Genomic DNA, 26,709 nt, shown 5'->3' with positions numbered 1-26,709 from the left:
GGGAGGCCGGCCCCGGCCGGGGTCCGCCCTCCCTGCGAGGCACGCCGAGGCGGCGGCCGTGCTGGGCGCCGCCGCGGCCGACGCTTCGCCATGAGCCGACGCGGCGCGTCCTCCGGTGCGGCTCCGTGAGCCGATACGGCGCCCATCCGGTGCGGCGCCATGAGCCGATACGGCGCCTCATCCACTGCGGCTCCATGAGCCGACCGATGAGCCGACCGATGCGCCGCCCCGTGGGCCGCCGGCACGGGACCGCAGGGGCACGGGGCGGCCGGCACGTGGATCCTGGACCCGGCGCACGGCGCACGGCCGGGGTGCGTCCGCAGTGCGGCCGGGGTGCGTGCGGAGTGCGCCGGGGTGCGGGCGGCGACTGTGGGCCCGGCACGGGTTTCAGCCGACGGGCACGCCCGCCTCCAGATTGAGCACGGTCCCCCGCTCCCGTGCGCGCAGGGCCCAGCGGAGCCGCTCGTACCGGACCGGGGGCAGCATCCCGGCGGCCTCCTCCTCCGACGCGAAGCGCCAGCCCCGCAGTTCGGCCCCGGGCAGGCTCACCCGCGCGGCGGCGTCGTCGCAGGTGAGCCGTCCTCCGTCGAAGAGCAGCCGGAGCCCTCCGTAGCCGGGTGGCCGGGGCGGCTCCCAGTCGACGACGAGCAGCCGCGGTACGGCGTCGAGCTCGATCCCTATCTCCTCGGCGACCTCCCGGATCCCCGCGCGCGCCGGGGCCTCGCCGGACTCCACGACACCGCCGGGGAACTCCCAGCCGGGTTTGTAGGTGGGGTCGACGAGCAGCACCCGGTCCTGTTCGTCGAAGAGCAGAACACCGGCCGCGAGGGTCTCGGCCGTCGGTTCCGCCGTCTGCACGATGTCGCTGACCGCGGCGGCGCCGGAGCGGACGGCCTCGGCCACCGTCCGAGCGGTCTCCCTCGGTGTGAGGCGGGAGTTGTCGACGACGTGGGCGTCGGCGGCCAGCCAGCCGAGGGCGGTGCGGTAGCGCTCCACGTGGTCGCGGGCGTCGGCCTCCCCCGGGAGCCCGCCGGGGACGCCCGGGTCCTCGCGGGTGGCGATCCGCGCCCGCAGGATCGTTTCGTCCGTGCGGAGGAGCACATGCCGCACCGGGATCCGGCGCGCGGCGAGACCACCGAAGATCTCGTCGCGGTACTCCTGCCTCAGCAGGGTCATCGGGACCACCAGCACCCCGCCGACCTCGGCGAGCAGCGCGGCCGCGGTGTCCACGACCAGCCGGCGCCAGATCGGCAGGTCCTGGTGGTCCGTCACTTCGGCCAGCCGCTTCTGCGGCAGCAGGGCCCGCATCGCACCGCCGATCACTTCGGGGTCGTACAACGTGCTGTTCGGGATCAGATCGATCAGCTCGCGAGCAGTGGTCGTCTTGCCCGCGCTGAACGCACCGTTGATCCAGACGATCACGGTTCCCCCTCCTCCGTAGCCCCCTGTGGACTGCCCGCAACACCCTGCCACGGAAACGTCACTCCGGATGTGTCACGGCCCGTCGTGCGACCGGGCCGTAACACATCCGCACGGAGGTTCGTTGGGGATCAGGAACGAGCAAGGGGGTGCGAGGTGCGCCGAACGGTGCTGGAGAGATTTCCCGCCGGTGGCCCACGAGGAAGCTGGCCGGCCGAGGAGTTCGCGCGGGCACGCCGGGACGAGGGCGTCCCGGCGGAGGTCGTGATGGACCTGGACTCCGACGCGTTCCTCGTCGTGATCCCCCGGCAGGGCCCCGGTCCCGCCGGGCGGTCAGCCCCGGGTCACAGGGCCCAGTACGGCCCCGACACCACGCGGTGGAGCAGCCGCACCGACGACCCGTCCGGTGTGGTGGCCCGGACCTCGAACCGGAGATGACGGCCCGTGGGCACGTCGGCGCTGCACTGGAACTGATGGCCGCCGGGCCCCTTCGCGGTGACCGTGAGGTACGCGGACGGGTTCCCTCCGGCGGTGTCCGTCAGATAGAACCGGCCCTCGATGCGCGCCTCCTTGTGGGTGCTGTCGCTGAACAGCAGGTGGACCAGGGTCGAGTGGCGCCGCGGCCCCGAGTGCACCACTGCGTCCGTGAAGGCCAGGCCCGTCCAGACGCCGGAACGGAGCGAGACGTCCACGGCGTTGGACTCGTTCAGCATGGACGGCATGTCGGGGTCCTCCAGGGGTGGGCTCTGTCCGGTCGCGCGGTCGACGATTCCGGGGAAGACGACGTTCCTGAACTGGCTCACCCGGGCGTCGCCCGGGCAGGCGGTGCCGGACACCGACCAGTCGGCGTACAGACGGTGGTAGCCGTAGCCGGGGTCGGAGGCGGAACGGCAGACCCGCAGCGGAATGCCGTGCCGGTGGTGCAGCCAGCTGCCGAGGGCGATCAGCTTCTCGACCTGCTTGTCGGTCCAGGGGTCCGACGCCTTGGTGTTCGACGCCGTCTCGATCGAGACGGCGCCCGTGCCGTCCGGGCGCCGGTTGGCCCCCGCGTTGGCGTCGGCGCGGGTCTCGGTGCCGATGAACTGGCCCAGGTCGCCGGCGTAGTCGAGGCCGAAGTGGCTTTCGAGTGAGGTGGACTTCCAGTACTCGAAGAGCCGGTCCACGCTCCACGGGGCGGCGATGCTGTGGAAGATCACCTGCGTAGGCCGGATCGCCGGCTGGCCGTCACTCTCGGGTTGGAGCTCCATCTTTCTGGCGAACGGGCACCAGGCCATCGGGGTCCCTCCTTCCTCTCCCCGAAGGGACGACGGCACGAGCGCCGTCACCTGCACTGCCGACGGACACGGGCGCCCGTGCGGCGGGCGGTCCCGGGAGCGATGTCCCCGGGCCGGGGGCCGCGAGCCGGGGGCACCGGCCGCCGCCGCCACCAGCGGCCCGGGGACACGGGACGTGGGGTGGGGTGGCTTTCGAACCGGCGGGAGGCCGTCCCACCGGAGCTGCGACTCGTACGCGGTGGCGCCCGGGTACCTGGTCATGCGAGCACCCCCTTGTGTCGTGCCCATGTCCGTGATGCCGCAGGCAGCGGCCCGGGAAACCCCCGGTAACGGCCTTTCGGTGCGAGGCACGTCCCCGCACGCGCGGCGCACGCACCGAACCACCGGCCCGAGCGGGGCGCGTCCGTGCACGCCCCGGCACGATCAGGTCCGCACGCCCCGGCCCGACCGGGTCCCGCACGCCCCAGCGCGGGCCGGACGGCGGCGGGTGACGTACGGACGGGAGCCGGGCCACACGAGGAACGACGAGGGTACGGCCACCTTCCCCGTCCGGGCGTACGGCAACGGGACCGCCACGCCGGGCGGCACCCACGACACGCCGGCGAACCCGTCCCTCGGTCGGAGCAGCAGACGACGCCTTATGGGTCTATTCAGAGAGCTATACGGTGATTTACATGCTTATCGTCGGCGTGTTGACGCCTCATCGGATGGGGGCGTCCGAACAGATCTCGGAGATCTCATGCGTGCAGCAGTAATCGCTCTTGCCCTCGCGGCCTCCATCGCCACGGCCGCGCCGGCAACCGCCGTCGGTCTGGATGACGGAGGCAACGAGAACGGCGGCAGCAACGGACTGACCGTTACGGGTCTGACCAGCGACCAGAGGCTCGTGCAGTTCCGCGCCAACCGTCCGCAGAACGTCACGGAGATCGGCGTCGTCACAGGACTGCAGCAGGACACGATGCTGGTCGGCATCGACTACCGGCCGCAGGACGGCCGGTTGTACGGCATCGGCAACGCGGGCGGCGTGTACACCATCGACGATGAGACCGCTCAGGCCACCCTCCTCCACCAGCTGGAGACGGCACTAGACGGCACCCACTTCGGCGTGGACTTCAGTGCGTCCGCCAACCGGCTGCGGATCGTCAGCAACACGGGGCAGAACCTCCGCCACAACGTCGAGGACGGGAACACGGAGGTGGACACCCCGCTCACGGTCCTCGGGGCGAGCGGCGCGGCCTACACCAACAACGACATGGACCCGTTCACGGACGCCACCCTGTTCGTCATCGACACCACCGGCGACCAGGTCGGGATCGTGTCCCCGCCGAACGACGGTCTCTTCGAGTCCACCGGCGACCTGGGCGTGGCCGCCTCCCTCCCCGCCGGATTCGACATCCACTCCTCGGCCAAGGCCACCAACCAGGGCTTCGCCTCGCTCCAGACGGCCGGCGGCAGCACCGGCTTCTACCGGGTGGACCTGCTGACCGGTGAGGCCACGAGGGTCGGCGAGGCGTTCCCGGTCCAGGTGGTCGACGTCTCCCTGCCTCTGACCCAGGACCAGGACGGCGACGACGACGACGGTGGCCCCGGGAAGCGCAAGCCCGAGAACGTCAACGGAAGCTGACCCGGCCGATCCCCGCCTCCGACCGGTGCTGTGCCGGAGCGTCGACCCGGCACAGCACCGTCGCGCGCCCGCGCACCGGCGGTTCTCAACCCGCCGCGGTCGCCGCGGCCTGGCCCCGCGGGCCGGGCGACACCGCGGCGGCCGCGCCGAGCAGACCCGCATCGGTACCCGTCAGGGCCGGCGCCACGGCGAGGTCCCGCACGAAGGAGAGCCTGGCGTAGTCGTGCAGGGCACGGCGGAGGGGGGCGAAGAGGACCTCGCCGGCACCCGCCACTCCCCCGCCGATCACGGCGATGCGGATCTCGACGAGGGTGGCGGTGGCGGCGATTCCCGCGGCCAGCGCCTGCGCCGCGCGCTCGAAGGAGGCGACGGCGACCGGATCGCCCGCCGCGGCGGCGGCGGCCACGGCGGCCGCGGTGGAGTCTCCGTCCTCGCCGGGGCGCCAGCCGTCCTCGAGGGCCCGGCGGGCGATGTTGGGGCCGCTCGCGATCCGCTCCACACAGCCGCGCGCACCGCACGGGCAGAGGTCGCCGTCGAGGTCCACACTGATGTGGCCGATATGGCCGGCGTTCCCGGTCGGGCCCGGATGCAGCCTGCCGCCGAGTACGAGCCCGCCGCCGACGCCGGTGGACACGACCATGCACAGGGCGTTGTCGTAGCCGCGTGCGGCGCCCTGCCAGTGTTCGGCCGCGGTCATGGCGACCCCGTCGCCGACCAGTTCCACCGGCAGTCCGCCGGTGACCGTGCGCACCCGGTCCACCAGCGGGAATCCCCGCCAGCCGGGGACGTTGACCGGGCTGACGGTGCCTGCGGACGCGTCCACCGGCCCCGCGCTGCCGATGCCCACCGCGGTGACGTCGAGCCAGCGGGGCGAGCCGCAGAGCTCCCCGAGCACGGACGCCACCGCCCGCATCACCGTCTCCCCGTCCTCGCGCGCCGGGGTCGGCCGCTGCGCGCGGACGAGAATTTTGCCGCTATCGTCCACCAGCGCTCCGGCGATCTTGGTACCGCCGATGTCGAGCGCGGCGACGAGGTCGTTATGCATCGGTGTGCGATCTCCCGGGAACTGGAACAGCGGCTTGTACGACCAGTCTCCCTGGCTATGACAACGTTGTCCAGGCTCTATGCTCGACGCCACAGCCTCGCACAGCCCCGAAGCGGGCGCACGCGACACCCGCCAGGTGGCCCGGACGGGCACTCCCGACGACGATTGGACCGCGCATCGTGGCCGAGTTCGCCCGCCGCAACGAGACCCGCTACGGCAACCGGCCCACCATGAAGGACGTGGCCGCGCGTGCCGGAGTGGGGCTGAAGACGGTCTCGCGGGTGGTGAACGGCGAGCCCGGCGTCACTCCGGACACCGAGCGCCGGGTACAGGAGGCCATCGAGGCACTGGGGTTCCGCCGCAACGACAGCGCGCGCGTGCTGCGCAAGGGCCGCACCGCCTCGATCGGGCTGGTCCTGGAGGATCTGGCCGACCCGTTCTACGGGCCGCTGAGCCGGGCCGTGGAGGAGGTCGCCCGAGCGCACGGAGCACTGCTGATCAACGGCTCCAGCGCGGAGGACCCCGACCGGGAGCAGGAGCTGGTGCTCGCGCTGTGCGCCCGCCGGGTGGACGGCCTGATCGTGATTCCCGCCGGCCACGACCACCGCTATCTGGAGCCCGAGATCAAGGCGGGTGTCGCGACGGTGTTCGTGGACCGGCCCGCCGGCCGGATCGACGCGGACGTGGTGCTGTCCGACAGCTACGGCGGGGCCCGGGAGGGCGTCGCGCATCTGATCGCCCACGGACACCGGAGAATCGGGTTCATCGGCGACCAGCCGCGCATCCACACCGCCGCGGAGCGGCTGCGCGGCTACCGGGCCGCGATGGCGGACGCCGGGCTGCCGGTGGACGACCGCTGGGTGTCCCTGGGCTCGACGGACCCCGCACGGGTGAGGGCGGCGACGGAGGGGATGGTGTCCGGCCCCGAGCCGGTCACCGCCCTCTTCGCGGGCAACAACCGGGTGACGGTCACGGTGGTGCGGCTGCTGGCGGGGCGGGGAGCCCCGATCGCCCTCGTCGGGTTCGACGACATCGAGCTCGCCGATCTGCTCGGCATCACGGTGATCGCCCAGGACTCCGCCGCGCTGGGCCGTACGGCCGCGGAGCGGCTGTTCCGCCGGCTGGACGGGGTGTCCGAGGCGCCGGCGCGGGTGGAGCTGACGACCAGGCTCCTCGCCCGCGGCTCGGGCGAAGTGCCTCCGCCCGGCGCCTGAACCGCGCCCGGCGCGCCGGGCGCCCCCGCATCCCCCGGCCGGTACGCCCGACGTGTGCGCCTGCCCTGCCCCGACCGGCGTGGGCCGTGCGCGTCCCGCTCGGCGACTTCCCCGCCATGATGCTCAGTCCCCGTCCGCCGCGCCCCGCGCACGACGAAGAAGCTGTTCAGCACGCGCGTGGGGGTGGTCAGACCGCGGACGAGCGCGAACCCGGCAGGACTGTCGCCGTCGGTGCGGCTGTGTCCGGGCCGGGAAGGCTCACTACCGGCGGAGATTCCAGCAGTTGACTGCGTGAGCCCGCCTTCCCGTGACCACGGTCGCAGGTCCGGGCGCGCGGATGGTCGCAGGTTTGGGCACGCGGATGGTCCCCGTGCGTGGTCCCCTCGGGTGGGTCGGCTCCCCGTCCCGCCGGTCTCCGCTGCGGGCGGGCGAGCGAGCCGCACCGTGCAGGCCGGGCGTACGGCTTCAGTGGCGACCATGGCCGTCGCCGCTCTCGGTACCCGGCCCGCCCGGCTCCTGCCCCGGCTCGACCACCACGAACTGGCCCATCAGGCCCCGGTCTTCGTGGTAGAGGACGTGACAGTGGTACATGTACGGCACGGCGGCGTCGCTGTGGTCGTCGAAGCGCATCGCGAGGCGGAGGGGGACGCCCGGGCGTGTGTGGACGGTGTCCTTCCAGCCGGCCAGTTCGGGGGGCGGCGGCTCGCCGTCGACGGAGAGCACCTGGAACTGCACGTCATGCACATGGAAGTTGTGCTGTGCGCCGTCGGTGGCGGTGACCTCCCATATCTCGGTGACGCCCCGGGTCGCGGCGAAGTCGATGCGGCGCATGTCCATGCTCTTGCCGTTGATCGCGAAGCCGTTCAGTGCGAACCTGCGGTCCACAGGGGTGTCCCTGTCGGCCAGCGCCGGTGCGGCGGCCAGTTCGTCCGGCAGCCGGGGCGAGGGCTCCAATGTGCGGTTCGGGCGGATCTCGAGGATGTCCAGGGTGTCGTCGCCGCCCGCGAAACGGCGGTCCCAGACGTTGAGACCGAGGTCGGGAGGGAAGCTGCGCAGGACGGCACGCTGTCCGGGGCGCAGCGTCACCACGATCTCGGCGCGTTCCGCCGGGGAGAGCTGGACGCGGGTCGTCCGGTGCGGCGTGGGGAGCAGCCCGCCGTCGGTGCCGACGAGCGTGAAGGGCCGGTCGTCGGCGAAGCCGAAGCGGTAGATGCGGGCGTTGGAGGCGTTGAGCAGCCGCAGGCGGACACGTTCCGTGCCGGCCGGGAGGTACGGGCCGGTGACGCCGTTGACGAGGATCACGTCGCCGAGCACGCCGACCTCGCTCGTGAGGGGGTGGCTCTCGACGAGCTGGTTGTCCTCGTCGAGGTGCTTGTCCTGCACGATGACGGGGATGTCGTCGACCCCGTACCGGCTGGGGAGTGAGGCGCCGCCGGGGCCGGTGGGTTCCGCTTCCGGGTCGTCCAGGAGGAACAGGCCCGCCAGCCCCCGGTACACGTGCCGGGCCGTCCCGCCGTGGGGGTGCGGGTGGTACCAGAGCGTGGCGGCGGCCTGGTCGACGGTCCAGGTCGGGGACCAGGTCCCACCCGGCTCGACGGGCTGGTGCGGACCGCCGTCCATCCGCGCGGGCAGGTGCATGCCGTGCCAGTGCAGGCTCGTCGCCTCCGGCAGGCCGTTGCGTACGTGCACGCGTACGGTCTCGCCGCGTGCGGCGCGGAGGGTGGGCCCGAGGTAGGCGCCGTTGACGCCCCAGGTCGCGGTGGGGCGGCCGGGGCGCAGCCGGTGACTGCCCGGTGCCGCGCGGAGGTGGAACACCTTGCGGCCCCCGGCGTCGTGGTGGGCCTTCGCCGGGGGCGGGATGGGCAGACGCCGGTCGAACTCGACGGCGCCCGCGGTGTCGGTGCCCGCGGCCGCCCACCACCACCCGAGCGTGCCGCCCGTACCGGCGGCGACGGCGCCCGCACCGCCCAGAGCGCCCTTCAGCACAGTGCGGCGCCTCACCGGACCTCCCCCGGTGACGGTCCGGTCGGGGCGCTGGGGGGTCGGTATCCGGCATGCGGGCATGCGGGTCTCCTGTGGGGGCGAGTGGGGGTCGGGCGCGGTGCGGGATCACAGGTCGAGGGCGATGTGCCGGCCGCGGGCGCGGGAGACGCAGGGGTAGATGACGTCGCGGCGGTCGCGCTCGTGCTCCTGCAGCACGCTGTCCCGGTGCTCGGGTGTGCCGGCGACCACGCGCGTCTCGCAGCTGCCGCAGACGCCCTCCGCGCAGGAGAAGTCCAGCGCCGGCTCGAACTCCCGGATCGCCTCCAGCAGGCTGTGGCCGGGCTGGACGCGGACGACCGCGCCGGTGCGGGTCAGTTCGGCGTCGAACGGCTCGTCGGCGGCGCGTGGGGGCCGCTCGGCTGCGGCGAAGCGCTCGACGTACAGCCGTCCATGAGGGCAGGCCGTCCGCATGGCGGCCGAGACCGCGTCGAGCATCGGGGCGGGCCCGCAGCAGTAGACGGCCGCGCCCCGTGCCGCGGCGCCGAGGAGTGCGTCGAGGGCGGGGCGCGGGTCGGTGTCCGAGGCGCTCACCGCGATCCGGCCCGGATACCGGCGGATCAGCTCGTCGGCGAACGCCATCGCCGGGCGCGTCCGGCCGCGGTGGAGCAGCTTCCAGTCGGCCCCTTCGGCATCCAGTCGCCGGATCATCGGGAGGAACGGGATGATGCCGATGCCGCCCGCGAGGAACACATACGCCGGGGCTTCGACCAGCGGGAAGTTGTTCCGGGGGCCGCGGATCGCTGCGGAGGATCCGGGGCGCAGCGCATGGGCCTCGACGGAGCCGCCACGGCCGTCGGCCTCGCGCAGCACCGCGATCCGGTAGGCGAGAGGGGCTCCCTCGTCACCGTGTCCGTGGTGACCGCCGTAGAGGGAGTACTGCCGTACCCTTCCGGACGGCAGCACCAGGTCGATGTGCGCCCCCGGCTGCCATGCGGGGAGCGTGCCGCCGTCCGTACGCCGCAGCTCCAGCGCCACGACGCCCTCGGCGAGCTGCCGGACCTCGGTCACGGTGACCGGGGTGTCCCGCGCGGGTGCCGGCCGGTCCGAGGAGGCCTGGACCGCGCCCTGCCCGGGACCACGACCCGCGCGGTCACTGCCGCGCCCCCAGCGGGTTCTGCCTCCGGGCTTGACGACGGAGAGGACGACGGCGACCCAGAGCAGCACGGTGAACGTGGCCAGGCAGACGGCCAGTGCGACGCCGGTGCCGCCCGGTTCGGCGGCGGGGTCCTTCGTCAGCGCCTGGAGGCTCCTGACCCACTTGCTCTCGGCGAAGGCGGCGAACGTCGGCAGGCTCAGTGCGATCACGAACTTGGCCAGCACCCACCGGTGGCGGATCAGACCCCACGGCGTCCCCAGCGACAGCACGACTCCGGAGAGCACGGCCACCGCCATGCTGGGGATGACGAGCACGAGGTCGAAGAGGTGCATCAGCTCGTAGGCGCCGTGCCGGACGGCGTGCGTGCCGGCGGTGAGCCCGGCGAAGGCCAGGACCGTCATCGCGAGCGAGAGACCCAGCCAGCTCACGGCGACGCCGACGTGCACCGTCAGCCAGACCTTGCGGGCCCTGCGCCCCAGCTTCGGGAAGCGCGGCTTCAGCAGCACGACGAACACGGCGGAGAGCGCCATCCCCGCCAGCGGCTCGAAGTTGCCGAAGCTGAAGAGGAACTGCAGCGGAAGGAACAGGAGGTGGAAGACGATCAGGACGCTGCGGGCACGCGCCGCGCCGGCGGGGCGCCGCAGGGCCAGGGCGCAGACGGCCACCAGCGGCGCGGCCAGCAGATAGCCGATCACCCCGGCCGTCTGGATGACGGGGAAGACGTCGCCCTCGCGCCGGCCGAGCACCAGCGCCGTACCGACGCAGAAGACGGCGAAGGCGAGCTGCCCGGTCCGCAGGAGGCCCGGTCGCCGGGATGCGGAGGAGGGCTGTGAGCGAGAGGGAGGAGAGGTCGTCGTTGGCATGGTGCCAGCCTCGCGAGAGCCGCGGGTGCGGGCGTCCGCCGATCCGCGCGCCCGGTGTCGGCGGAAAGGTGCAGCTCCGCGGCGGCGCCGTACGACTATCGATTGACGCCGCCTCGCGGCGGCGCCGCTAGCCTCATCCCATGAGATGGCCCCTGCGTTGCGCCGCCGTACGGAAGCGGGCCCGTCCCGCCGCCGACGTCGCCGTGGCGGTCGCCCTCGCGCTGACCACGGCCGTGCAGGACGGCCGGTCCGCCAACTTCGCCTACGCCGACTGGATTCCGCCGCTCTGGCTGGCCGTCCCGCTGGGGCTGCTGACCGGCGCGGCTGCCTGGCGGCGGCGCCGCCACCCGAAGCTGTTCCTGCTGTGCGCCCTGGGCTCCTATGTGGCGTTGTCGTCCTGGGTGGCCGTCATGGTCGCGCAGTACACGGTCGCGGAGCGCAGCGCCTCCTGGCGGAAGGCCGCACCGGCCACAGTGGCCGCACTCGTGATCGTCGCCGTACCGGTGTGGGACATGGGCGGTGCCGACGCCGCGGTGCCCATCAGTCTGGGGATCTGCCTGCTGCCCACGCTCCTCGGGCTGTACGTCGGTGCCCACCGCGCGTTGCTGGCCGAGCTGCGGGAGCGCGCCGAACGCGCCGAACGCGAGCAGCACCAGCGGGTGCTGCAGGCCCGCAGCGACGAACGCACCCGGATCGCCAGGGACATGCACGACGTGGTCACCCACCGGGTGTCGCTCATCGTCCTGCACGCCACCGCCCTCGAGGCCGCCCGCGGGGAGACCGCCCTCACGCTCGGCCGCCAGATCGGCACCATCGGACGTGAGGCCCTGACCGAACTCCGCTCGCTGGTGGAGGTGCTGCGCTCCGACACCGAGGTGCCGCTGGCTCCCCAGCCCGGCCTGGCCGAACTCGACGACCTGGTCGGGGAATCCCGGCGTACCGGCATCCCCGTCACCCTGACCATGACCGACGGCACCGGGGCCACCACCGAATCCGGGTCGCCCGCAATGCCGGTACTGCCCGCACTGGTCGAGCACGCCGTCTACCGCGTCGTCCAGGAAGCCCTCACCAATGTGCACAAGCACGCCGGTGACGCCGAGACCCGTGTCGAGGTCCGGCACACCCCGGGGCTGCTGCGGCTGACGGTCACCAACCGGCGCGGCACCGCCGAAGGCACCACCGACCTGCCCGGCGGGGGACACGGTCTGCTCGGCATCGCCGAACGCATCCGCCTCCTCGGCGGCCGGCTCACCGCTCAGCCCATGCCGGGCGGCGGCTTCGGGATCCTCGCGGAGATCCCCCTCGACGGAACCCCGCCCACGGCCCACACCGCCGAGGGACCCCCGGCCACGGAGAGTGCCCGATGACCGACACGAACAGCACGAACGACCCGACCGGCACGACCGGCACGACTCCAGCCGGCGGCACGACTCCGGTGGGCGGGACGACTCCGGCGGGCGGGACGGGCGGGACCGTCAGCGTCCTGATCGTGGACGACGAATGGATGGTGCGCTCCATGCTGCGCACCATCATGGAGTCCGCTCCGGACATCACCGTGGCCGGCGAGGCATCCGACGGCAGCACCGCGGTGACCATGGCCGGCGTCCTCCGGCCGGACGTGGTCCTGATGGACATCCGCATGCCCCGCTCCGACGGGCTGACGGCCACCGAACGGCTCGCCCGCTCGGAGCACCCACCCCACGTCGTCGTCCTCACCACCTTCGACCTGGACGAGTACGTGCGCACCGCGCTGCGCCACGGTGCCGTCGGCTTCCTGCTGAAGGACGCCACCGCGGACGACATGATCAACGCTGTGCGCAGCGCCGCGCGCGGCGACGCGATGCTCTCCCCCAAGGTGACCCGACGGCTGCTCCGCCACTTCGCCGAGGACGGCGAAGAACGCGGAGCCCGCGCCCGGCAGCAGCGGGCCGGCCAAGCCAGGGAACGCCTCCGGGCGCTCACCGCGAAGGAACGCGACGTGCTCGTCGCGCTGGGCCGGGGCCTGTCCAACGCGGACATCGCCGCAGCGCTGCGCATCAGCGAGGCCACCGCGAAGACCCACATCAGCCGGATCCTCACCAAGGTCCGCGCGGCCAACCGGGTCCAGGCCGCCCTCCTCGCCCACCACGCCGGCCTTCTCGACTGAGGCTCGGGGCGCCGCCGGGCCCCGGGGCCCCGGGGGGCGAGGGGCGGGCAGCGCGGCGCGGCCGGCCGTCGTCGCACGTCGTGTTCCGCCGCCGGGCGGTCGGCCCCGCGCCGGCGAGCGGCATGCGCGGCGGTGGCCGACGGCCGTGCGGCGGCTACCGGGCGGTGGCCGTCAGATCGCCGCGGCGCGGCCGGGCGAAGCCGTCGAGCTCGGCCCGGGTGAGGCCGGTGAGGCGGGTGACCTCGTCGTCGTCGAGCGCGCCGCAGTCCAGTCCGCGCAGCAGGTAGCCGCTGAGCGCCTTCGCCGTGGCGGGCTCGTCCATGATGTCGCCCTCGGTGCGGGCCACGTAGGCGGCGAGGCGCGCGGCAGCGGCCTGAAGGCCCTCGCGGTAGAACGCGAACACGGCGGCATAGCGGGTCGGGAGGTGGCCGGGGTGCATGTCCCAGCCCTGGTAGTAGGCACGGGCCAGGGCGCGGCGGGTCAGGCCGTAGTGGAGCCGCCAGGCCTGGTGCACCTGCTCGGTGCCGCCCACCGGCAGCACATTGGTGGAGCCGTCCGAGACCCGTACGCCGGTGCCGGCGGCGGCGACCTGCATGACGGCCTTGGCGTGGTCGGCGGCGGGGTGGTCGCTCGCCTGGTGGGCGGCGCTGACGCCGAGGCAGGCGCTGTAGTCGAAGGTGCCGTAGTGCAGCCCGGTGGCGCGGCCCTCGGCGGCGTCGATCATGCGGGCGACGGTCGCGGTGCCGTCGGCGGCGAGGATGGCCTGGCTGGTCTCGATCTGGATCTCGAACCCGATCCGTCCCGTGTCGAGTCCGTGGGTCTTCTCGAAGGCCTCGAGGAGCCGGACGAAGGCCGTGACCTGCTCCGGGTAGGTGACCTTCGGGAGGGTGAGGACGAGGCCGCCGGGCAGTCCGCCGTGCTCCATCAGGCCGGTCAGGAAGACGTCGGTGGTGCGGATGCCGCGGTCGCGTACGGCGGCCTCCATGCACTTCATGCGGATGCCCGTGTACGGCGCCGCCGTGCCCCGGGCGTGCGCCTCGGAGAGCAGGCGGGCGGCACGGGCGGCGTCGGCGTCCTCGTCGCGGCCGTGGTACCCGTCCTCGAAGTCGACGCGGAGGTCCTCCACGGGCTCGCGTTCCAGCTTGGCCCGTACCCGGGTGTAGACGGCCTCCGCGAGGTCGCCGGGGAGTCCGAGCACCCGGGCGAGGGCCGCTGCGTCCGGGGCGTGCTCGTCCAGCGAGGCGAGCGCCTGGTCGCCCCAGGAGCGGATCGTTCCGGCGCCGAAGGCGTCGCCGGGCACATAGACGGTGTGGACGGGCTGGCGGGTGCCGGGGTCTCCCGGGTACCGGCGGGCGAGCTCGGCGTCCACCGGTGCGAGGGAGGCGCTGATGCCCTCGCCGACCGCGCCGGCGAGGCTCGTCGACACCTTCTCCTGCTGACCCATCCTGGCACCCTCCACACTCGCTTGATTCCACCTGACGGAATCAACAATCCGCATGGTGAAGCTATCGGGGTGACTGATCTGCGTCAATGGTCTCCCGGAACGCGGCGGGGCCGCGCGGTGGCGTCACCGCGCGGCCCCGGACGGGCGTCCTGCCGGACTCAGCCCTTGCGGGCCTTGATCTCGTCGGTCAGCTGGGGGACGACCTCGAACAGGTCACCGACCACGCCGTAGTCGACCAGGTCGAAGATCGGGGCCTCGGGGTCCTTGTTGACCGCCACGATGGTCTTGGAGGTCTGCATACCGGCCCGGTGCTGGATCGCGCCCGAGATGCCGGAGGCGATGTACAGCTGCGGCGAGACGCTCTTGCCGGTCTGGCCGACCTGGTTGGAGTGCGGGTACCAGCCGGCGTCCACGGCGGCGCGGGAGGCGCCGACGGCGGCGCCGAGCGAGTCGGCGAGCGCCTCGATCACCGAGAAGTTCTCGGCGCCGTTGACACCGCGGCCGCCGGAGACCACGATCGCGGCCTCGGTCAGCTCGGGGCGGCCGGTCGACTCGCGCGGGGTGCGGGAGACGACCTTGGTGCCGGTCGCCTTGTCACCGAAGGCGACGGTGAGCGCCTCGACGGCGCCGGCGGCCGGGGCGGCCTCCACGGGGGCCGAGTTCGGCTTCACCGTGATGACCGGGATGCCCTTGGACACGCGGGACTTGGTGGTGAAGGCGGCGGCGAACGCGGACTGCGTGGCCACCGGACCCCCGTCGCCGGCCTCCAGGTCGACCGCGTCGGTGATGATTCCGGAGCCGATGCGGACCGCGAGACGGGCCGCGATCTCCTTGCCCTCGGCGGAGGACGGCACCAGCACCGCGGCCAGGGAGCCGCCGGCCGACGCCGCCTCGTACGCGGCCTGCAGCGCGTCCACCTTCGGTACGACCAGGTAGTCGGCGAACTCGGGCGCGTCGGCGGTGAGGACCTTGACCGCGCCGTGCTCGGCGAGGGTGGCGGCGGTGGCCTCGGCGCCGGAACCGAGCGCGACGGCGATCGGCTCGCCGATGCGGCGGGCCAGCGTCAGCAGCTCCAGGGTGGGCTTGCGGACGGCGCCGTCCACGTGGTCGACGTAGACGAGAACTTCAGCCATGGGACTTCTTCTCTCCTGCTTGCGAAGTGTGCGGGGCGGTTGGGTTGATGACCGAAGCTCAGATGAACTTCTGGCTCGCGAGGTACTCCGCGAGCTGCTTGCCGCCCTCGCCCTCGTCCTTGACGATCGTGCCCGCGGTGCGGGCCGGGCGCTCGGCCGCGGAGTCGACCGCGGTCCAGGAACCCTCCAGGCCGACCTCCTCCGCCTCGATGTCGAGGTCGGACAGGTCCAGCGACTCCACCGGCTTCTTCTTCGCGGCCATGATGCCCTTGAAGGACGGGTAGCGCGCCTCGCCCGACTGGTCCGTCACGGACACGACCGCCGGCAGGGACGCCTCCAGCTGCTCCGACGCGGTGTCGCCGTCACGGCGGCCCTTGACGGTGCCGTCCTCGACGGACACCTCGGACAGCAGGGTCACCTGCGGAACGCCGAGCCGCTCGGCGAGGATCGCCGGAAGGACGCCCATGACGCCGTCGGTCGAGGCCATGCCGCACAGGACCAGGTCGTAGCCGGTCTTCTCGATCGCCTTGGCCAGGACCAGCGACGTACCCATCACGTCGGTGCCGTGGAGATCGTCGTCCTCGACGTGGACGGCCTTGTCCGCACCCATGGACAGCGCCTTGCGCAGCGCGTCCTTGGCGTCCTCGGGACCGACGGTCAGCACGGTGATCTCGGCGTCGTCCGCCTCCTCGGCGATCTGCAGCGCCTGCTCGACCGCGTACTCGTCGAGCTCCGACAGCAGGCCGTCGACATCGTCGCGGTCGACCGTCAGGTCATCGGCGAAGTGCCGGTCGCCGGTGGCGTCGGGCACGTACTTCACACAGACAACGATCCTCAAGCTCACGCCGGCTCTCCTACTGCATCGTCATTTCCGAGCTGCCTTGTGCAGGCAGCATAGGCGCCTGAAGGCGGGGTTTTCCGGTCGGGGCGACCGGCGCTCCGAACGAAATATTACTCGCCAGTACACCCACTACGTACCCGGTGAGCAAGCGCTTGGAACTGTGACCTTGCCAACGCTGTGTAACCGGATTTCCTCAGTCCCTCAACGCGTTGAAGCGCCCCTGGTGGTACAGCAGAGGGCGACCGGGTCCCTCCGGGTCACCGGCGACCGCCTCGGCGATCACCACGCGGTGGTCCCCCGCCGGCACCCGGGCCACCACCCGGCAGACCAGCCACGCCGGCACGCCGTCCAGGAGCGGAACCCCCTCGGGCCCGATGCGCCACCGGGTCGGCGGGGCGAACCGGTCGGCGCCCCTGCGGGCGAACGTGGCGGCCAGATCGCGCTGGTCCTCGGCGAGTATGTGCACCCCGACATGGTCCGCGTCGGCGATGACCCGCCAGCTGGAGGAGGCGGTGCCGATGCCGAACGACAGCAGCGGCGGCTCGGCGGCGACGGAGCTGAGCGAGGTGGCGGTGAAGCCCACCGGGCGGTCGCCCCGGGCGGTGATCACCGCCACTCCGGCGGCGTGCCGCCGGAACACGGAGCGCAGCAGATCGGGGGAGGCGAGTCGAGGGGTGCCGAGGCCGGGCCTGGCCGCCATGGAGGGTTCCTTCCGCGAGGGGGTCGGTCGGGTTCGTCGCGGCTCAGACACCCGGGCGGAGCGGGCTCGCGGCTCGGGCCGAGGCTGCTCGGTGCGGCGCCCGCCCGACGGGAAGGAGTTCTGTCGGCACATCGTCAGACTGACGATTGCGGGCGGACGCAGTCAAGTGGGCACGGACGGATGGGAGCTGCGTCACGGGCGCCCGTCCGGCAGCCGTCACCCGCGCGCCGGCCACCGCACGGCCTCGCCGAGGGCCGCGATCACGTCCGCCTTGCGGGGCTGCCCGGCGGCCCTCCGTACGATCCGGCCCCGGGCGTCGAGCACCAGCACGGTCGGGGTGCGAAGGACGTCCAGTTCGCGCACGAGCGCGAGCCGGTCCTCGGCGTCGATCTCGACATGGGCGACGCCGTCCACCATTCCCGCGACTTCCGCGAGCGTGCGGCGCGTCGCCCGGCACGGCTGGCAGAAGGCGCTGGAGAACTGTACGAGCGTCGCCCTCTCCCCCAGTTCGGCGCCCAGCTCGGCAGCGCCGAGCCGCCGCTCCCCGTGCTCCTCGCCCGGTCCGCTCACCATCGGTCTCCCGCCCGTCCGCCCGTGCGCGGTGCGGCGCACCGACCGCCCCGCCACCGCGGGGACCGTCACGCGCGCACCCGCGAGTCCCGTCATCGACTCCCTCCAGCGTTCCCGGGGCCGGGATGATTCCCGACCGTCCGAGCCGCCGGAAGCGCCCGCCGCCCCGGCCCGCGGGCGAGCGGGAGGGACGGGAGGCACGGAGGTAACCGGGCGGTGAACACCGTGGCGGTGTGGCAGGTGACACGACGTGACGAGAATCTCGCCGCACGACGCGCCGAGGACTGGCCGTCGCGCCGTACATGGGGCACCATCTGCCCAATGCCGAATACCTACGGCTGCGTAACCTCCGCTGGGAGAACCCTCCCCGGGAAACAGAAGGAAGGGCCTCTCCCGACATGGCAGAGCTCGTCTACCGGCCGGTCATCGGCGCCGCACTCGCGATGTTCAAGGCGCTCGACCTGAAGATCGACTGCCAGGGTTCGGAGAACATCCCCCGGTCCGGCGGCGCGGTGCTGGTGAGCAATCACATCGGCTACCTGGACTTCATCTTCTCCGGCCTGGCCGCGCTGCCGCAGAAGCGACTGGTGCGCTTCATGGCGAAGGAGTCGGTCTTCCGGCACCGCGTCTCGGGCCCGCTGATGAGGGGCATGAAGCACATCCCGGTGGACCGGCGCCAGGGCGAGGACGCGTACGCCCACGCGCTGGACTCGCTGCGCGCGGGCGAGGTGATCGGCGTCTTCCCGGAGGCCACCATCTCCCAGTCGTTCACGCTGAAGGGCTTCAAGTCCGGCGCGGCCCGGCTCGCGCAGGAGGCCGGCGTGCCGCTCGTCCCGATGGCCCTGTGGGGCACGCAGCGGCTGTGGACCAAGGGCCGGCCGAGGAACCTCCGGCGCAGCCACATCCCGGTGACGATCCGCGTCGGCGAGGCCATGGAGGCGCCGACCGACCAGTACGCCGGGGCTCTCACGCGCCGGCTGCGGGAGCGTGTCCAGGAGCTGCTGGAGTCGGCGCAGCGCGCCTATCCGGTGCGCCCCAGGGACGCCTCCGACACCTGGTGGGTACCCGCTCACCTCGGGGGCACGGCACCGACTCCCGCCGAGGTCCGCGAGGCCCGCTGAGCGAATCCCCGCGGCGTTCCCGCCGCGCGGGGACGCCGCCCGGCCGGGCGGGCGGCCAGCCGGGCGGGCGGAACCGGCTCCGGTCCGAGGGGGTCGCGGCGACTCCCCCACCACCTCCGTCAGTCCGCGTCACGGAGGGTGATCCGGGCTCCGGGGCTGAGCTTCTCCAGGGACTCCGCGAGCTCCGCGCCCGCCGCCTCCAGTTCCGCCGGGTCCATCGGGGCCAGGGACTCCAGCAGGAAGAGTCCGTTGACGGATTCCTCGGTGAGCCGGGTGCGGGGGCCCTGGCGCCAGTTCCAGCGGCGGCAGGTGACGCCTTCCTCGTCGCACCAGACGATCTCGCCCGGGTCGGGGCACTCCACCGTCTCCTCGCCACCCGCGACGGTGACGAACGGCTCCCGGCCGGTGGCGCGCACCAGGCGCATTCCACCCCGGACGCGGTCGAGGTCCTCGCCGCCGACCGGGATCAGGCGGGCCACACTGAGTGCGTTGTACGCGTCGACGAGCAGATTGATCCGCGGCAGCCCGGCGCCGGTCAGCGCTCGCCGGGCGAGCGCCTCGGCGGAGTTGCGGGTACGGGACGGCTTGGCCCCGAAGGCGGTGTAGGCGGCGCGCCAGGCCGCCATGTGCGGGTCCTCGTGCGGGGCCCGGCCGCCGAGCCGTTCCGCCACCCGGCGGGCGGCCTCGTCGAGGAGCGCCGAACTCGCCTCGTTGCTGGGCCCGTTGACCAGGCCGCGGGCCTCGACGACGAGCGGGGTGAAGCCGGGGACGAGAGCGTGGACCTCGTCGGAGACGGTGAGCGTGAGAGGCATCTGCGTCCTTGCCTGGAAGTGCTGCGACGGTGCTCCGGGTCCGGGAAGGGTCCTCCGGGCCACGGAGTGTGATGCATCCTACAGGACCGGGCGGTCCAGTTCACTGCACTTCGGGCCGGACCGGGACGGGATGCCGCCGACGCCGGCCCCAGAGGCCCGCGGGGACCACCGTCGAGGCCCCCGCATGGGCAGGGTGGCACGGCATGGGCACATGCTGAGACCAGAGGGGTATGACCAGAGAGGTATGAACTGAAGGGTCACCGGTTGCGCGAGGCAGCCGGTCATCCCGCGGAACGCCGTGGCATGGCGTGCCAGGCGGGCCGGCAGCGGTGCCGCCTCCCGCCCGGCGTGACGCGGCCCGAGCTGGAGGCTTGATGTGAGCAGGCCCGTCGCCGTCGCGGGAGGCTCGGATGCCCGGCGGTGAGGCCCCCGGAGCGCCTCGTCGCACCGGCGGTCCCGTGGCCGACGACACCCACCACGGGCTGGCCGCCCACGAGGTGGTGCTGCTGCTGCAGAGCGATGCCGACCGCGGCCTCGGACCCGGCGAGGCGGAACGCCGACTGGAGCGGTTCGGCCCCAATGTGCTGCCCCCGGCGACGGGCGGCGGCCTGCTGTGGCGGGTCCTGCGCCAGTTCCATCACCCACTGGTCTACGTCCTGCTCGTCGCGGGCGCGATCACCGCGGCGCTGAGTGCGTATGTCGACTCGGCGGTGATCTTCGCGGTGGTGCTGCTGAACGCCGTGATCGGGTTCGTCCAGGAGTCGAAGGCCGAGACGGCGCTGGAGGGGCTGCGGGCGATGGTCCGTACGACGGCCACGGTGGTGCGGGGCGGGCGCGAGCGGAACGTGCCGTCATCGGAACTGGTCCCCGGGGACCTGGTCGTGGTGGAGGCCGGCGGCAAGGTACCGGCGGACGTGCGACTGGTCCGGGCCTCGGAGCTCCGTGTGGACGAGTCGGCGCTCACCGGCGAGTCCGTGCCCGTGGCCAAGGACGAGACGGTGCTGGACCTGCGGACCCCGGTCGCCGACCGGCGCAACATGCTGCACTCCGGAACCCTGGTGACATCGGGGCGGGGCGCGGGCATCGCGGTGGCGACGGGCGCGGAGACCGAGCTGGGGCGGATCCACCGCCTGGTGGGGGCGGCGGAACGGCTGGCGACACCGCTGACCGTCAAGCTCGCTGCCTTCAGCAGGATCCTGACCGTGGTCATCCTGGTTCTGGCCGCGGTGACCTTCGCGATCGGCGTGGTCCGCGGACGGGGCGTGGTGGAGACCTTCACCTCCGCGGTCGCCCTCGCGGTGGGGGCGATTCCCGAGGGTCTTCCGGCCGCCGTCACCATCACGCTGGCCATCGGCGTCGCGCGCATGGCGCGCCGCCGGGCGGTGATCCGCAGGATGCCCGCGGTGGAGACGCTCGGCAGCACCACGGTCATCTGCTCGGACAAGACCGGCACCCTGACCGAGAACCAGATGACGGTGCAGACGGTGTGGACACCCGACGACGTCTTCGACGTGACCGGCTCCGGGTACGGCGGTGACGGTGCGCTGCACGACGCGGCCGGTGCGGTGGCCACCGGCGGCGTGCACCGCGCCCTGCACTGGTGCCTGCTGGCCGGCGCCGGGTGCAACGACGCGGTACTCGTCCGCGGGGACGGCAGGTGGGACCTGGTGGGCGATCCCACCGAGGGCGCCATGCTGGCCGTCGCCGGCAAGGGCGGCCTGAGCGCGCCGGCCGTGACCCGGCGCCATCCCCGGGTCGGGACGATCCCCTTCAGCTCCGAGCGGCAGTACATGGCCACGCTGCACCGCGACACGGACACCGGTGGCCACCTGGTGCTGGCCAAGGGCGCCACCGAGCGGATCCTCGGTCTCTGCGGCGCGCAGATGGCCGCCGACGGCGGAATCCGGCCGCTGGACCCCGGCGCGGTCCTGGCGGCCGTCGAGGGCCTGGCGGCCAGTGGCCTCAGGGTCCTGGCGACAGCCGCGCTGCCGTCCGCCGATCCCGGCGCCTTCACCGAGCGGCAGCTGCCCGGGACGCTGGTCCTCACCGGGCTGCAGGCGATGCTCGACCCTCCCCGCGCCGGCGCTGCCGCCGCGGTGAGCGCCTGCCGCACCGCCGGGATCACCGTCAAGATGATCACGGGGGACCACGCGGCCACCGCAGCGGCCGTCGCGGCCCGGATCGGGCTGCTGGACGCGTCCGGCGCGCGCGAGGGGCAGGTGCTCACCGGAGCGGACCTGACGGCGCTGCCCGATCACGCCTACCCCGCCGCCGTCGACCGGGCCCGTGTGTTCGCCCGGGTGTCGCCCGAGCAGAAGCTGAGGCTGGTCCAGGCGCTCCAGGAGCGCGGGCAGGTGGTGGCCATGACCGGCGACGGCGTCAACGACGCCCCGGCCCTGCGCCAGGCGAACATCGGCATCGCCATGGGGCGCGGCGGCACCGAGGTGGCCAAGGACGCCGCCGACATGGTCCTCACCGACGACGACTTCGCCACCATCGAGGCCGCCGTCGAGGAGGGCCGAGGCGTCTTCGACAACCTCACCAAGTTCATCGTGTGGACCCTGCCGACCAACATGGGCGAGGGTCTGGTCATCCTGGTCGCGATCCTGCTGGGCGCCACGCTCCCGATCCTGCCCACCCAGATCCTGTGGATCAATATGACCACCGCGGTCGCGCTGGGCCTGATGCTCGCCTTCGAGCCCAAGGAGGCGGGCATCATGTCCCGGCCGCCCCGCGACCCGGCCCGTCCCCTGCTCACCGGGGCTCTCGTCGTGCGCATCCTGCTGGTCTCGGCGCTGCTCGTGGCCGGTTCCTGGTGGCTGTTCACCTGGGAGCGGGGCACCGGCGCGAGTCTGCCGGAGGCCCGTACCGCCGCGGTGAACCTGTTCGTCGCCGTCGAGTTGTTCTATCTCTTCAGCTGCCGCTCCCTGACCCGCTCGGCATGGCGGCTCGGGCTGTTCGGCAACCGGTGGATCATCGCCGGTGTCATCACGCAGACGGCGGGGCAGCTCGCCCTCACCTATCTGCCGGCGATGAACCGCCTCTTCGACACCGCACCCGTCAGCGGCGAGGCGTGGCTGCGCATCCTCGGCATCGCCGCACTCACCGCGCTGGTGGTCGCCGCCGACAAGCGTCTGCGTCACCAGCGGCTCTGACCTGCCCGCACGTGCAGTGCCCTGAACGCTTCCTCCACGGCCGTGCGCCCGGCGTTCCGCCTCACCCGGGCCCGGCCGCGGCGGGGGTGCCTCCCTGGTGCCCCGCCGCTGCCCGGGGGACCGGGCGGGCACCGGCGAAGCGGGTGATCACGGGTCCGGCTACGGCGAGCAGCAGGACGTAGGCGGCCACCAGGGCGCCGAGCCGGTCCTGGCGCACACCCACCAGTCCGATCATGACGATGGAGAACTCGCCGCGGGCGATCAGCGCGGTGCCGGCCCGCAGCCGGCCCCGGGGCCCCGCGCCCTCGCGCCTCGCCGCGTACCAGCCTGTCACCACCTTGGTCAGCGCCGTGACCACGGCCAGCAGCAGGGCGGCGGGCAGCACCGGCAGCAGGGCCCGGGGACTGATGGCCAGGCCGATGGCGAGGAAGAAGACGGCGGCGAACAGGTCCCGCAGCGGGCTCAGCACCTGGCGCGCCCGGTCGGCCGCCTCACCGGTGAGCGACAGTCCGACGAGGAAGGCGCCGACCGCGGCGGAGACGTGGACGGCCTCGGCGAGAGCCGCGACGACCAGCGTCACCCCGAGGACCCGCAGCAGCAGCTGCTCGGGGTCCGGACGCAGATGCAGCAGCGCACGTCCCAGCCGGTGTCCCCACCAGTACGACACGCTGAACGCGGCCAGCACCGCGCCGAGGGCCAGCAGCACCCCCAGCAGGGCCTGCCGCCAGGTGCCGCCGGCGGCGACGACGGAGAGCAGCGGCAGGAACCCCGCCATGGCGAAGTCCTCCAGCACCAGTACCGACAGCACGGCCGGGGTCTCCCGGTTGCCCAGCCGCCGCAGGTCGCCCAGTAGCCGGGCGATGATGCCCGAGGAGGAGATGTACGTCACGCCCGCGAGGGCCAGGATCCCGCTGGCATCGAGCCCCAGCAGCCAGCCCGCCACGGCCCCGGGGGTCGCGTTCAGCACCAGGTCCACCACCGCGCTGGGCAGATGGCGGCGCAGGCTGACGGCGAACTCCGGCACGGTGAACTCGAGACCGAGCACCAGCAGCAGCAGGACCACTCCGATGCCCGCACCGGTCTCCACGAACGGGCCGGCGGCGGGAACCGGGGCGATGCCCCCTTCGCCCAGCGCCAGTCCCGCCAGGAGATAGAGCGGGATCGGCGAGAGCGCGAAGCGCCGGGCCAGCGCCCCGAGCAGGCTGAGCACGGCGAGGATGGCGCCCAGCTCCAGCATCAGGGCGACCGAGACGTTCACGGTTCAGCCCTGGATGATCTGTTCCACCGCGGAGATCCCGTCGCGGGTCCCGATCACCACCAGCACGTCCCCGGCCTGCAGCAGCTCCGCAGGCCCCGGGGAGGGGATCACCTCCTCGCCGCGCACGACCGCCACGATCGACGCCCCGGTCCGGGTCCGGGCCCTGGTCTCCCCCAGCGGTCGGCCGGCGAAGGGTCCGGCCGCCCGCACCTCGACCTGCCCGGCGCTGAGCCCGGGCACCTCCTTCGTCAGGTCGGCGAACCGCTCGGCGATGCGCGGCGCGCCCAGGATCTCGGCGAGGGTGTCGGCCTCCTCGCCGGTGAGCCGGAACACGACCCGCGCCTCGTCCGGATCCGCACCCTCGTAGACCATCAGTTCGAAGTCGCCCGTCCGGCGGGCGACGACGCACATCCGGTCCCCCTCGCGGTTGGCGAACTCGTAGCGCATCCCCACCCCGGGCAGCAGCACCTCGTTGACGTCCATGCAGCCATCATCACGCCATGCGCAAACCCCCACGCGGCTACATGAAGGAGGCATACGGGGGGTTTCACCGGCGGGCAGGGGACCTCTTCGGCCGCCCGCGCGGCGAGCGGGCCTGCGGGGCGGGCGGACGTGGCGGGGGCGGGCGCGGCGGGCGGACGTGGCCAGGGCGCGGCGAGCCCTCCGCCAGCCCCTCCACCGGGAACTCCCGATGCCCCACCACCCCCGAAGCCACCCGATCCGCATCCCCCACCAACTCCCGCCAGGAACGCCCACCACCAGCCGCCACCCGGCACGGCAACCCCCGCCCACCCCCCACCGGCACCCAACCCGTCACCACCTCGTCCTCACCCGACAACACCGCCAGCACCCGCGCATGAGCCGCCAACCACAACGACGACACCGGCACACCCAACACCCCGGCCAACCCCCGCAACCCACCCACCAACTCATCGGGAACCCGCGTCTCACAGACCGCGGTCCCCTGCGACGGCTTCGCCGTCCACCTCGGGATCGCCGTCGGGCCACCGGCACCGAGCACCTCGCGCCAGAACTCCCGGCCCTTGTCCGCATGCATGTCCATCGTGTCTTTCCTCGGTTGTTCCGGTCGTATGGGGTGGCGTCGCAGCGCCGGTCGGCCGTCAGCGGGCGTGCCCGGCGCCACGGTGTGGTAGCGGCGTCCTGTGCGGCCCTGCGAGGGGAACTCCGTGGTCCCCTCCCCTGACCGCTTCCCTGACCGCGCCGCCGCGCCACCGTGCGTTAGGGGGAACTTCGGCGGCGAGCGGCAGAGGGTCACGTTGTGTCACGCCGATCGGGTCTCCGCCGAGCCGCTCGGGCCGGAGGCCGGACCGGAGGCCGGATCGGCGCCCGTCCCGGGAATCCGGGTAGGCCGAAGCCGTTCCCGCGCCCCGGTCGCGGAACCATGGACACATGAGTCGCACACCTGCAATCTGGGCGGTCGTACCGCCGTTCTCCCTTTGAATCGACAATTCCCGGATCGCCCTTTCCGGACGATCGCGGCCGCGGATCAGCTACGTGCTCTCCGTCGATGCCGAACAATCTCCAGTAGGCCAGATCGGACCGGCTGTGTCCTGCCACTGGGATTCGGTACTTGACTCGGTCACCTATTCCGGATAAGCAGCCAGTCGGAAAGCGTCCGACGCTCCCACTATCGAGAGATCATGCCTCTGACCTGCGCAGACATGGGGATGATACTGGAGTGCACACTTTTGGCCGATGTCAAGCCCCGAATTCCGGTGGCATGACGGACGGCCTTCCCGGCGGGCGTACTGGAGGAGCGTTCGGGAAACACCCGGACGGACTTGGTCCCCTCACCCCCTGTCCGACAGGAGGCCGCCGTGCCGGTCATATCCGCTCCCCAGGACTTCAACGAAGACGATCTCTATGTCGACCTGGAGTCGTTTGCCGGGCACCCGCTGTTCCTGAAATGCGAGGGCTTCAACTTCGCAGGCTCGATCAAGCTCAAGGCCGCCTCGGAGATGGTCGAGGCCGCCGAGCGCGACGGTCTGCTGCGGCCGGACTCGATCCTGATCGAGTCGTCGTCCGGGAACCTGGGCGTGGCGCTCAGCATGATCGCCGCCAGCAGGGGCTACCGGTTCCTGTGCGTAACGGACTCACGCTGCAATCTGTCCACCCGGCTGCTGATGGAGGCCCTGGGTGCCGAGGTCCACGTGGTCACCGAGGCGGGCGACGGCGGCTTCCTCGGGGCACGTATCGACCATGTGCGGGAGCTGTGCGCCTCGGACGGCCGCTACGTTTGGCTCAACCAGTACATGAACCCGCACAACGGCATGGCCCACTACCGCAGAACGGCACCGGCGATCGCCCGGCAGTTCCCCGACCTGGACGTGCTGTTCGTCGGCGCCGGCACCACCGGAACGCTGATGGGGTGCGCGCGCTACTTCCGCGAGTGGCACCGCCCCGTGCGCATCGTGGCCGTGGACAGCGTCGGCTCGGTCACCTTCGGCGACACCCCGGGCCGGCGGATGATCCCTGGTCTGGGCACCAGCGTCCGGCCGCCGCTGCTGGACACCTCGTACGTGGACGAGGTGGTCCACGTACCCGAGGCCGACACCATCCGGGTGTGCCATCGGCTGGCCCGGCGCGGATTCCTCTTCGGCGGCTCCACCGGCACCGTCGTCAGCGGTGCGACGGACTGGCTCGCCGCACACGGGGACCGCGACCTGACCGCGGTGGCCATCGCGCCGGACCTGGGCGAGCGGTACCTGGAGACGATCTACCAGAGCAACTGGGTCCACGACCTCTACGGCGAGCACGTACTCGCCCAGCGGACCGCCGCGGCCCCCTCACCCGCGGCGTGACACCCGCCGCGGGTGAGGGGCCCCGCCCCGCCGGGGCCCGCAACCGCCGGGCACCGGCAGCGCGCCCTGGTGAGGCGGCGGGCGCCGCGCATCACCAGTCCCTCAGGCGCTCCCCTGCGGCGGGAGGGT

The 26,709-nt window shown here is 73.0% G+C and carries 20 protein-coding genes; 7 read left to right on the top strand and 13 right to left on the bottom strand.

Annotated elements, in window-relative coordinates:
• Positions 1-387: 387 nt before the first annotated feature.
• Together DDW44_RS29920 and DDW44_RS29910 are read right to left on the bottom strand one after the other, a co-directional pair.
• A complete protein-coding gene (locus tag DDW44_RS29920; protein ID WP_017949301.1) occupies positions 388-1,422 on the bottom strand; it encodes an NUDIX hydrolase in 1,035 nt (344 codons plus the stop codon).
• A gap of 341 nt (positions 1,423-1,763) precedes the next feature.
• A complete protein-coding gene (locus DDW44_RS29910; protein WP_108908440.1) occupies positions 1,764-2,693 on the bottom strand; it encodes a peptidoglycan recognition protein family protein in 930 nt (309 codons plus the stop codon).
• A 739-nt stretch (positions 2,694-3,432) separates the two neighbouring features.
• Between DDW44_RS29910 and DDW44_RS29905 the strand changes: the two genes are divergently transcribed.
• A complete protein-coding gene (locus DDW44_RS29905; RefSeq protein WP_108908439.1) occupies positions 3,433-4,317 on the top strand; it encodes a DUF4394 domain-containing protein in 885 nt (294 codons plus the stop codon).
• A gap of 85 nt (positions 4,318-4,402) precedes the next feature.
• Here the strand turns inward: DDW44_RS29905 and DDW44_RS29900 are convergent, their stop codons facing one another.
• A complete protein-coding gene (locus tag DDW44_RS29900) occupies positions 4,403-5,362 on the bottom strand; it encodes an ROK family protein (protein ID WP_108908438.1) in 960 nt (319 codons plus the stop codon).
• A gap of 230 nt (positions 5,363-5,592) precedes the next feature.
• Here DDW44_RS29900 and DDW44_RS29895 point away from each other — a divergent pair, with 230 nt between their 5' ends.
• Positions 5,593-6,576, top strand: coding sequence for a LacI family DNA-binding transcriptional regulator (locus DDW44_RS29895; RefSeq protein WP_425275711.1), 984 nt, complete (start codon positions 5,593-5,595; stop codon positions 6,574-6,576).
• Positions 6,577-7,041: 465 nt separating this feature from the next.
• On the opposite strand, the gene DDW44_RS29885 is transcribed toward DDW44_RS29895, so the two are convergent.
• A complete protein-coding gene (locus DDW44_RS29885; RefSeq protein WP_244224152.1) occupies positions 7,042-8,577 on the bottom strand; it encodes a multicopper oxidase family protein in 1,536 nt (511 codons plus the stop codon).
• Between the two features lie 108 nt (positions 8,578-8,685).
• Positions 8,686-10,578, bottom strand: coding sequence for a PDR/VanB family oxidoreductase (locus tag DDW44_RS29880; RefSeq protein WP_244224151.1), 1,893 nt, complete (start codon positions 10,576-10,578; stop codon positions 8,686-8,688).
• 140 nt (positions 10,579-10,718) lie between these two features.
• Between DDW44_RS29880 and DDW44_RS29875 the strand changes: the two genes are divergently transcribed.
• Positions 10,719-11,945 carry a sensor histidine kinase gene (locus tag DDW44_RS29875; protein WP_244224150.1) on the top strand — a complete coding sequence of 409 codons (1,227 nt, stop codon included), beginning with the start codon at positions 10,719-10,721 and terminating at the stop codon, positions 11,943-11,945.
• Positions 11,942-12,724 carry a response regulator transcription factor gene (locus DDW44_RS29870; RefSeq protein ID WP_108908435.1) on the top strand — a complete coding sequence of 261 codons (783 nt, stop codon included), beginning with the start codon at positions 11,942-11,944 and terminating at the stop codon, positions 12,722-12,724. Before DDW44_RS29875 ends, DDW44_RS29870 begins: the two co-directional genes overlap by 4 nt.
• 154 nt (positions 12,725-12,878) lie before the next feature.
• On the opposite strand, the gene DDW44_RS29865 is transcribed toward DDW44_RS29870, so the two are convergent.
• From DDW44_RS29865 to DDW44_RS29845, 5 genes are all read right to left on the bottom strand, one after another.
• On the bottom strand, positions 12,879-14,168 hold the full coding sequence (locus DDW44_RS29865; protein ID WP_018891200.1) for a DUF6986 family protein: 1,290 nt from the start codon (positions 14,166-14,168) through the stop codon (positions 12,879-12,881).
• Positions 14,169-14,326: 158 nt separating this feature from the next.
• Positions 14,327-15,301 (bottom strand): electron transfer flavoprotein subunit alpha/FixB family protein, encoded by a 975-nt coding sequence (locus DDW44_RS29860; RefSeq protein ID WP_017949311.1) that lies wholly within the window; start codon positions 15,299-15,301, stop codon positions 14,327-14,329.
• 58 nt (positions 15,302-15,359) lie between these two features.
• Positions 15,360-16,145 (bottom strand): electron transfer flavoprotein subunit beta/FixA family protein, encoded by a 786-nt coding sequence (locus tag DDW44_RS29855; RefSeq protein WP_026281869.1) that lies wholly within the window; start codon positions 16,143-16,145, stop codon positions 15,360-15,362.
• Positions 16,146-16,335: 190 nt separating this feature from the next.
• Positions 16,336-16,842: a flavin reductase family protein gene (locus DDW44_RS29850; RefSeq protein WP_017949313.1), complete on the bottom strand. Its 507-nt coding sequence runs from the start codon at positions 16,840-16,842 to the stop codon at positions 16,336-16,338.
• 216 nt (positions 16,843-17,058) lie between these two features.
• Complete coding sequence (locus DDW44_RS29845; protein ID WP_026281868.1) at positions 17,059-17,508, bottom strand: TlpA family protein disulfide reductase; 450 nt, start codon at positions 17,506-17,508, stop codon at positions 17,059-17,061.
• 302 nt (positions 17,509-17,810) lie between these two features.
• Here DDW44_RS29845 and DDW44_RS29840 point away from each other — a divergent pair, with 302 nt between their 5' ends.
• On the top strand, positions 17,811-18,533 hold the full coding sequence (locus DDW44_RS29840) for a lysophospholipid acyltransferase family protein (RefSeq protein WP_017949315.1): 723 nt from the start codon (positions 17,811-17,813) through the stop codon (positions 18,531-18,533).
• A 119-nt stretch (positions 18,534-18,652) separates the two neighbouring features.
• On the opposite strand, the gene DDW44_RS29835 is transcribed toward DDW44_RS29840, so the two are convergent.
• On the bottom strand, positions 18,653-19,345 hold the full coding sequence (locus DDW44_RS29835; protein ID WP_108908434.1) for a B3/B4 domain-containing protein: 693 nt from the start codon (positions 19,343-19,345) through the stop codon (positions 18,653-18,655).
• Positions 19,346-19,803: 458 nt separating this feature from the next.
• Between DDW44_RS29835 and DDW44_RS29830 the strand changes: the two genes are divergently transcribed.
• The gene (locus tag DDW44_RS29830) at positions 19,804-22,500 is read left to right on the top strand and encodes an HAD-IC family P-type ATPase (RefSeq protein ID WP_108908433.1); all 2,697 of its coding nucleotides are present in this window, start codon (positions 19,804-19,806) and stop codon (positions 22,498-22,500) included.
• 61 nt (positions 22,501-22,561) lie between these two features.
• Here the strand turns inward: DDW44_RS29830 and DDW44_RS29825 are convergent, their stop codons facing one another.
• Complete coding sequence (locus DDW44_RS29825) at positions 22,562-23,758, bottom strand: cation:proton antiporter (protein WP_108908432.1); 1,197 nt, start codon at positions 23,756-23,758, stop codon at positions 22,562-22,564.
• Between the two features lie 3 nt (positions 23,759-23,761).
• Positions 23,762-24,241 (bottom strand): cation:proton antiporter regulatory subunit, encoded by a 480-nt coding sequence (locus DDW44_RS29820; protein WP_017949319.1) that lies wholly within the window; start codon positions 24,239-24,241, stop codon positions 23,762-23,764.
• Between the two features lie 1,355 nt (positions 24,242-25,596).
• Here DDW44_RS29820 and sbnA point away from each other — a divergent pair.
• On the top strand, positions 25,597-26,580 hold the full coding sequence (gene sbnA / locus DDW44_RS29810) for a 2,3-diaminopropionate biosynthesis protein SbnA (protein ID WP_017948371.1): 984 nt from the start codon (positions 25,597-25,599) through the stop codon (positions 26,578-26,580).
• Positions 26,581-26,709: the final 129 nt, after the last annotated feature.

The sequence above is a fragment of the Streptomyces tirandamycinicus genome (genome assembly GCF_003097515.1).
Taxonomy (GTDB): Bacteria; Actinomycetota; Actinomycetes; order Streptomycetales; family Streptomycetaceae; genus Streptomyces; species Streptomyces tirandamycinicus.
Note: the sequence above shows the minus strand (reverse complement) of the source record. Positions and strands in the feature narration are given on the sequence as shown.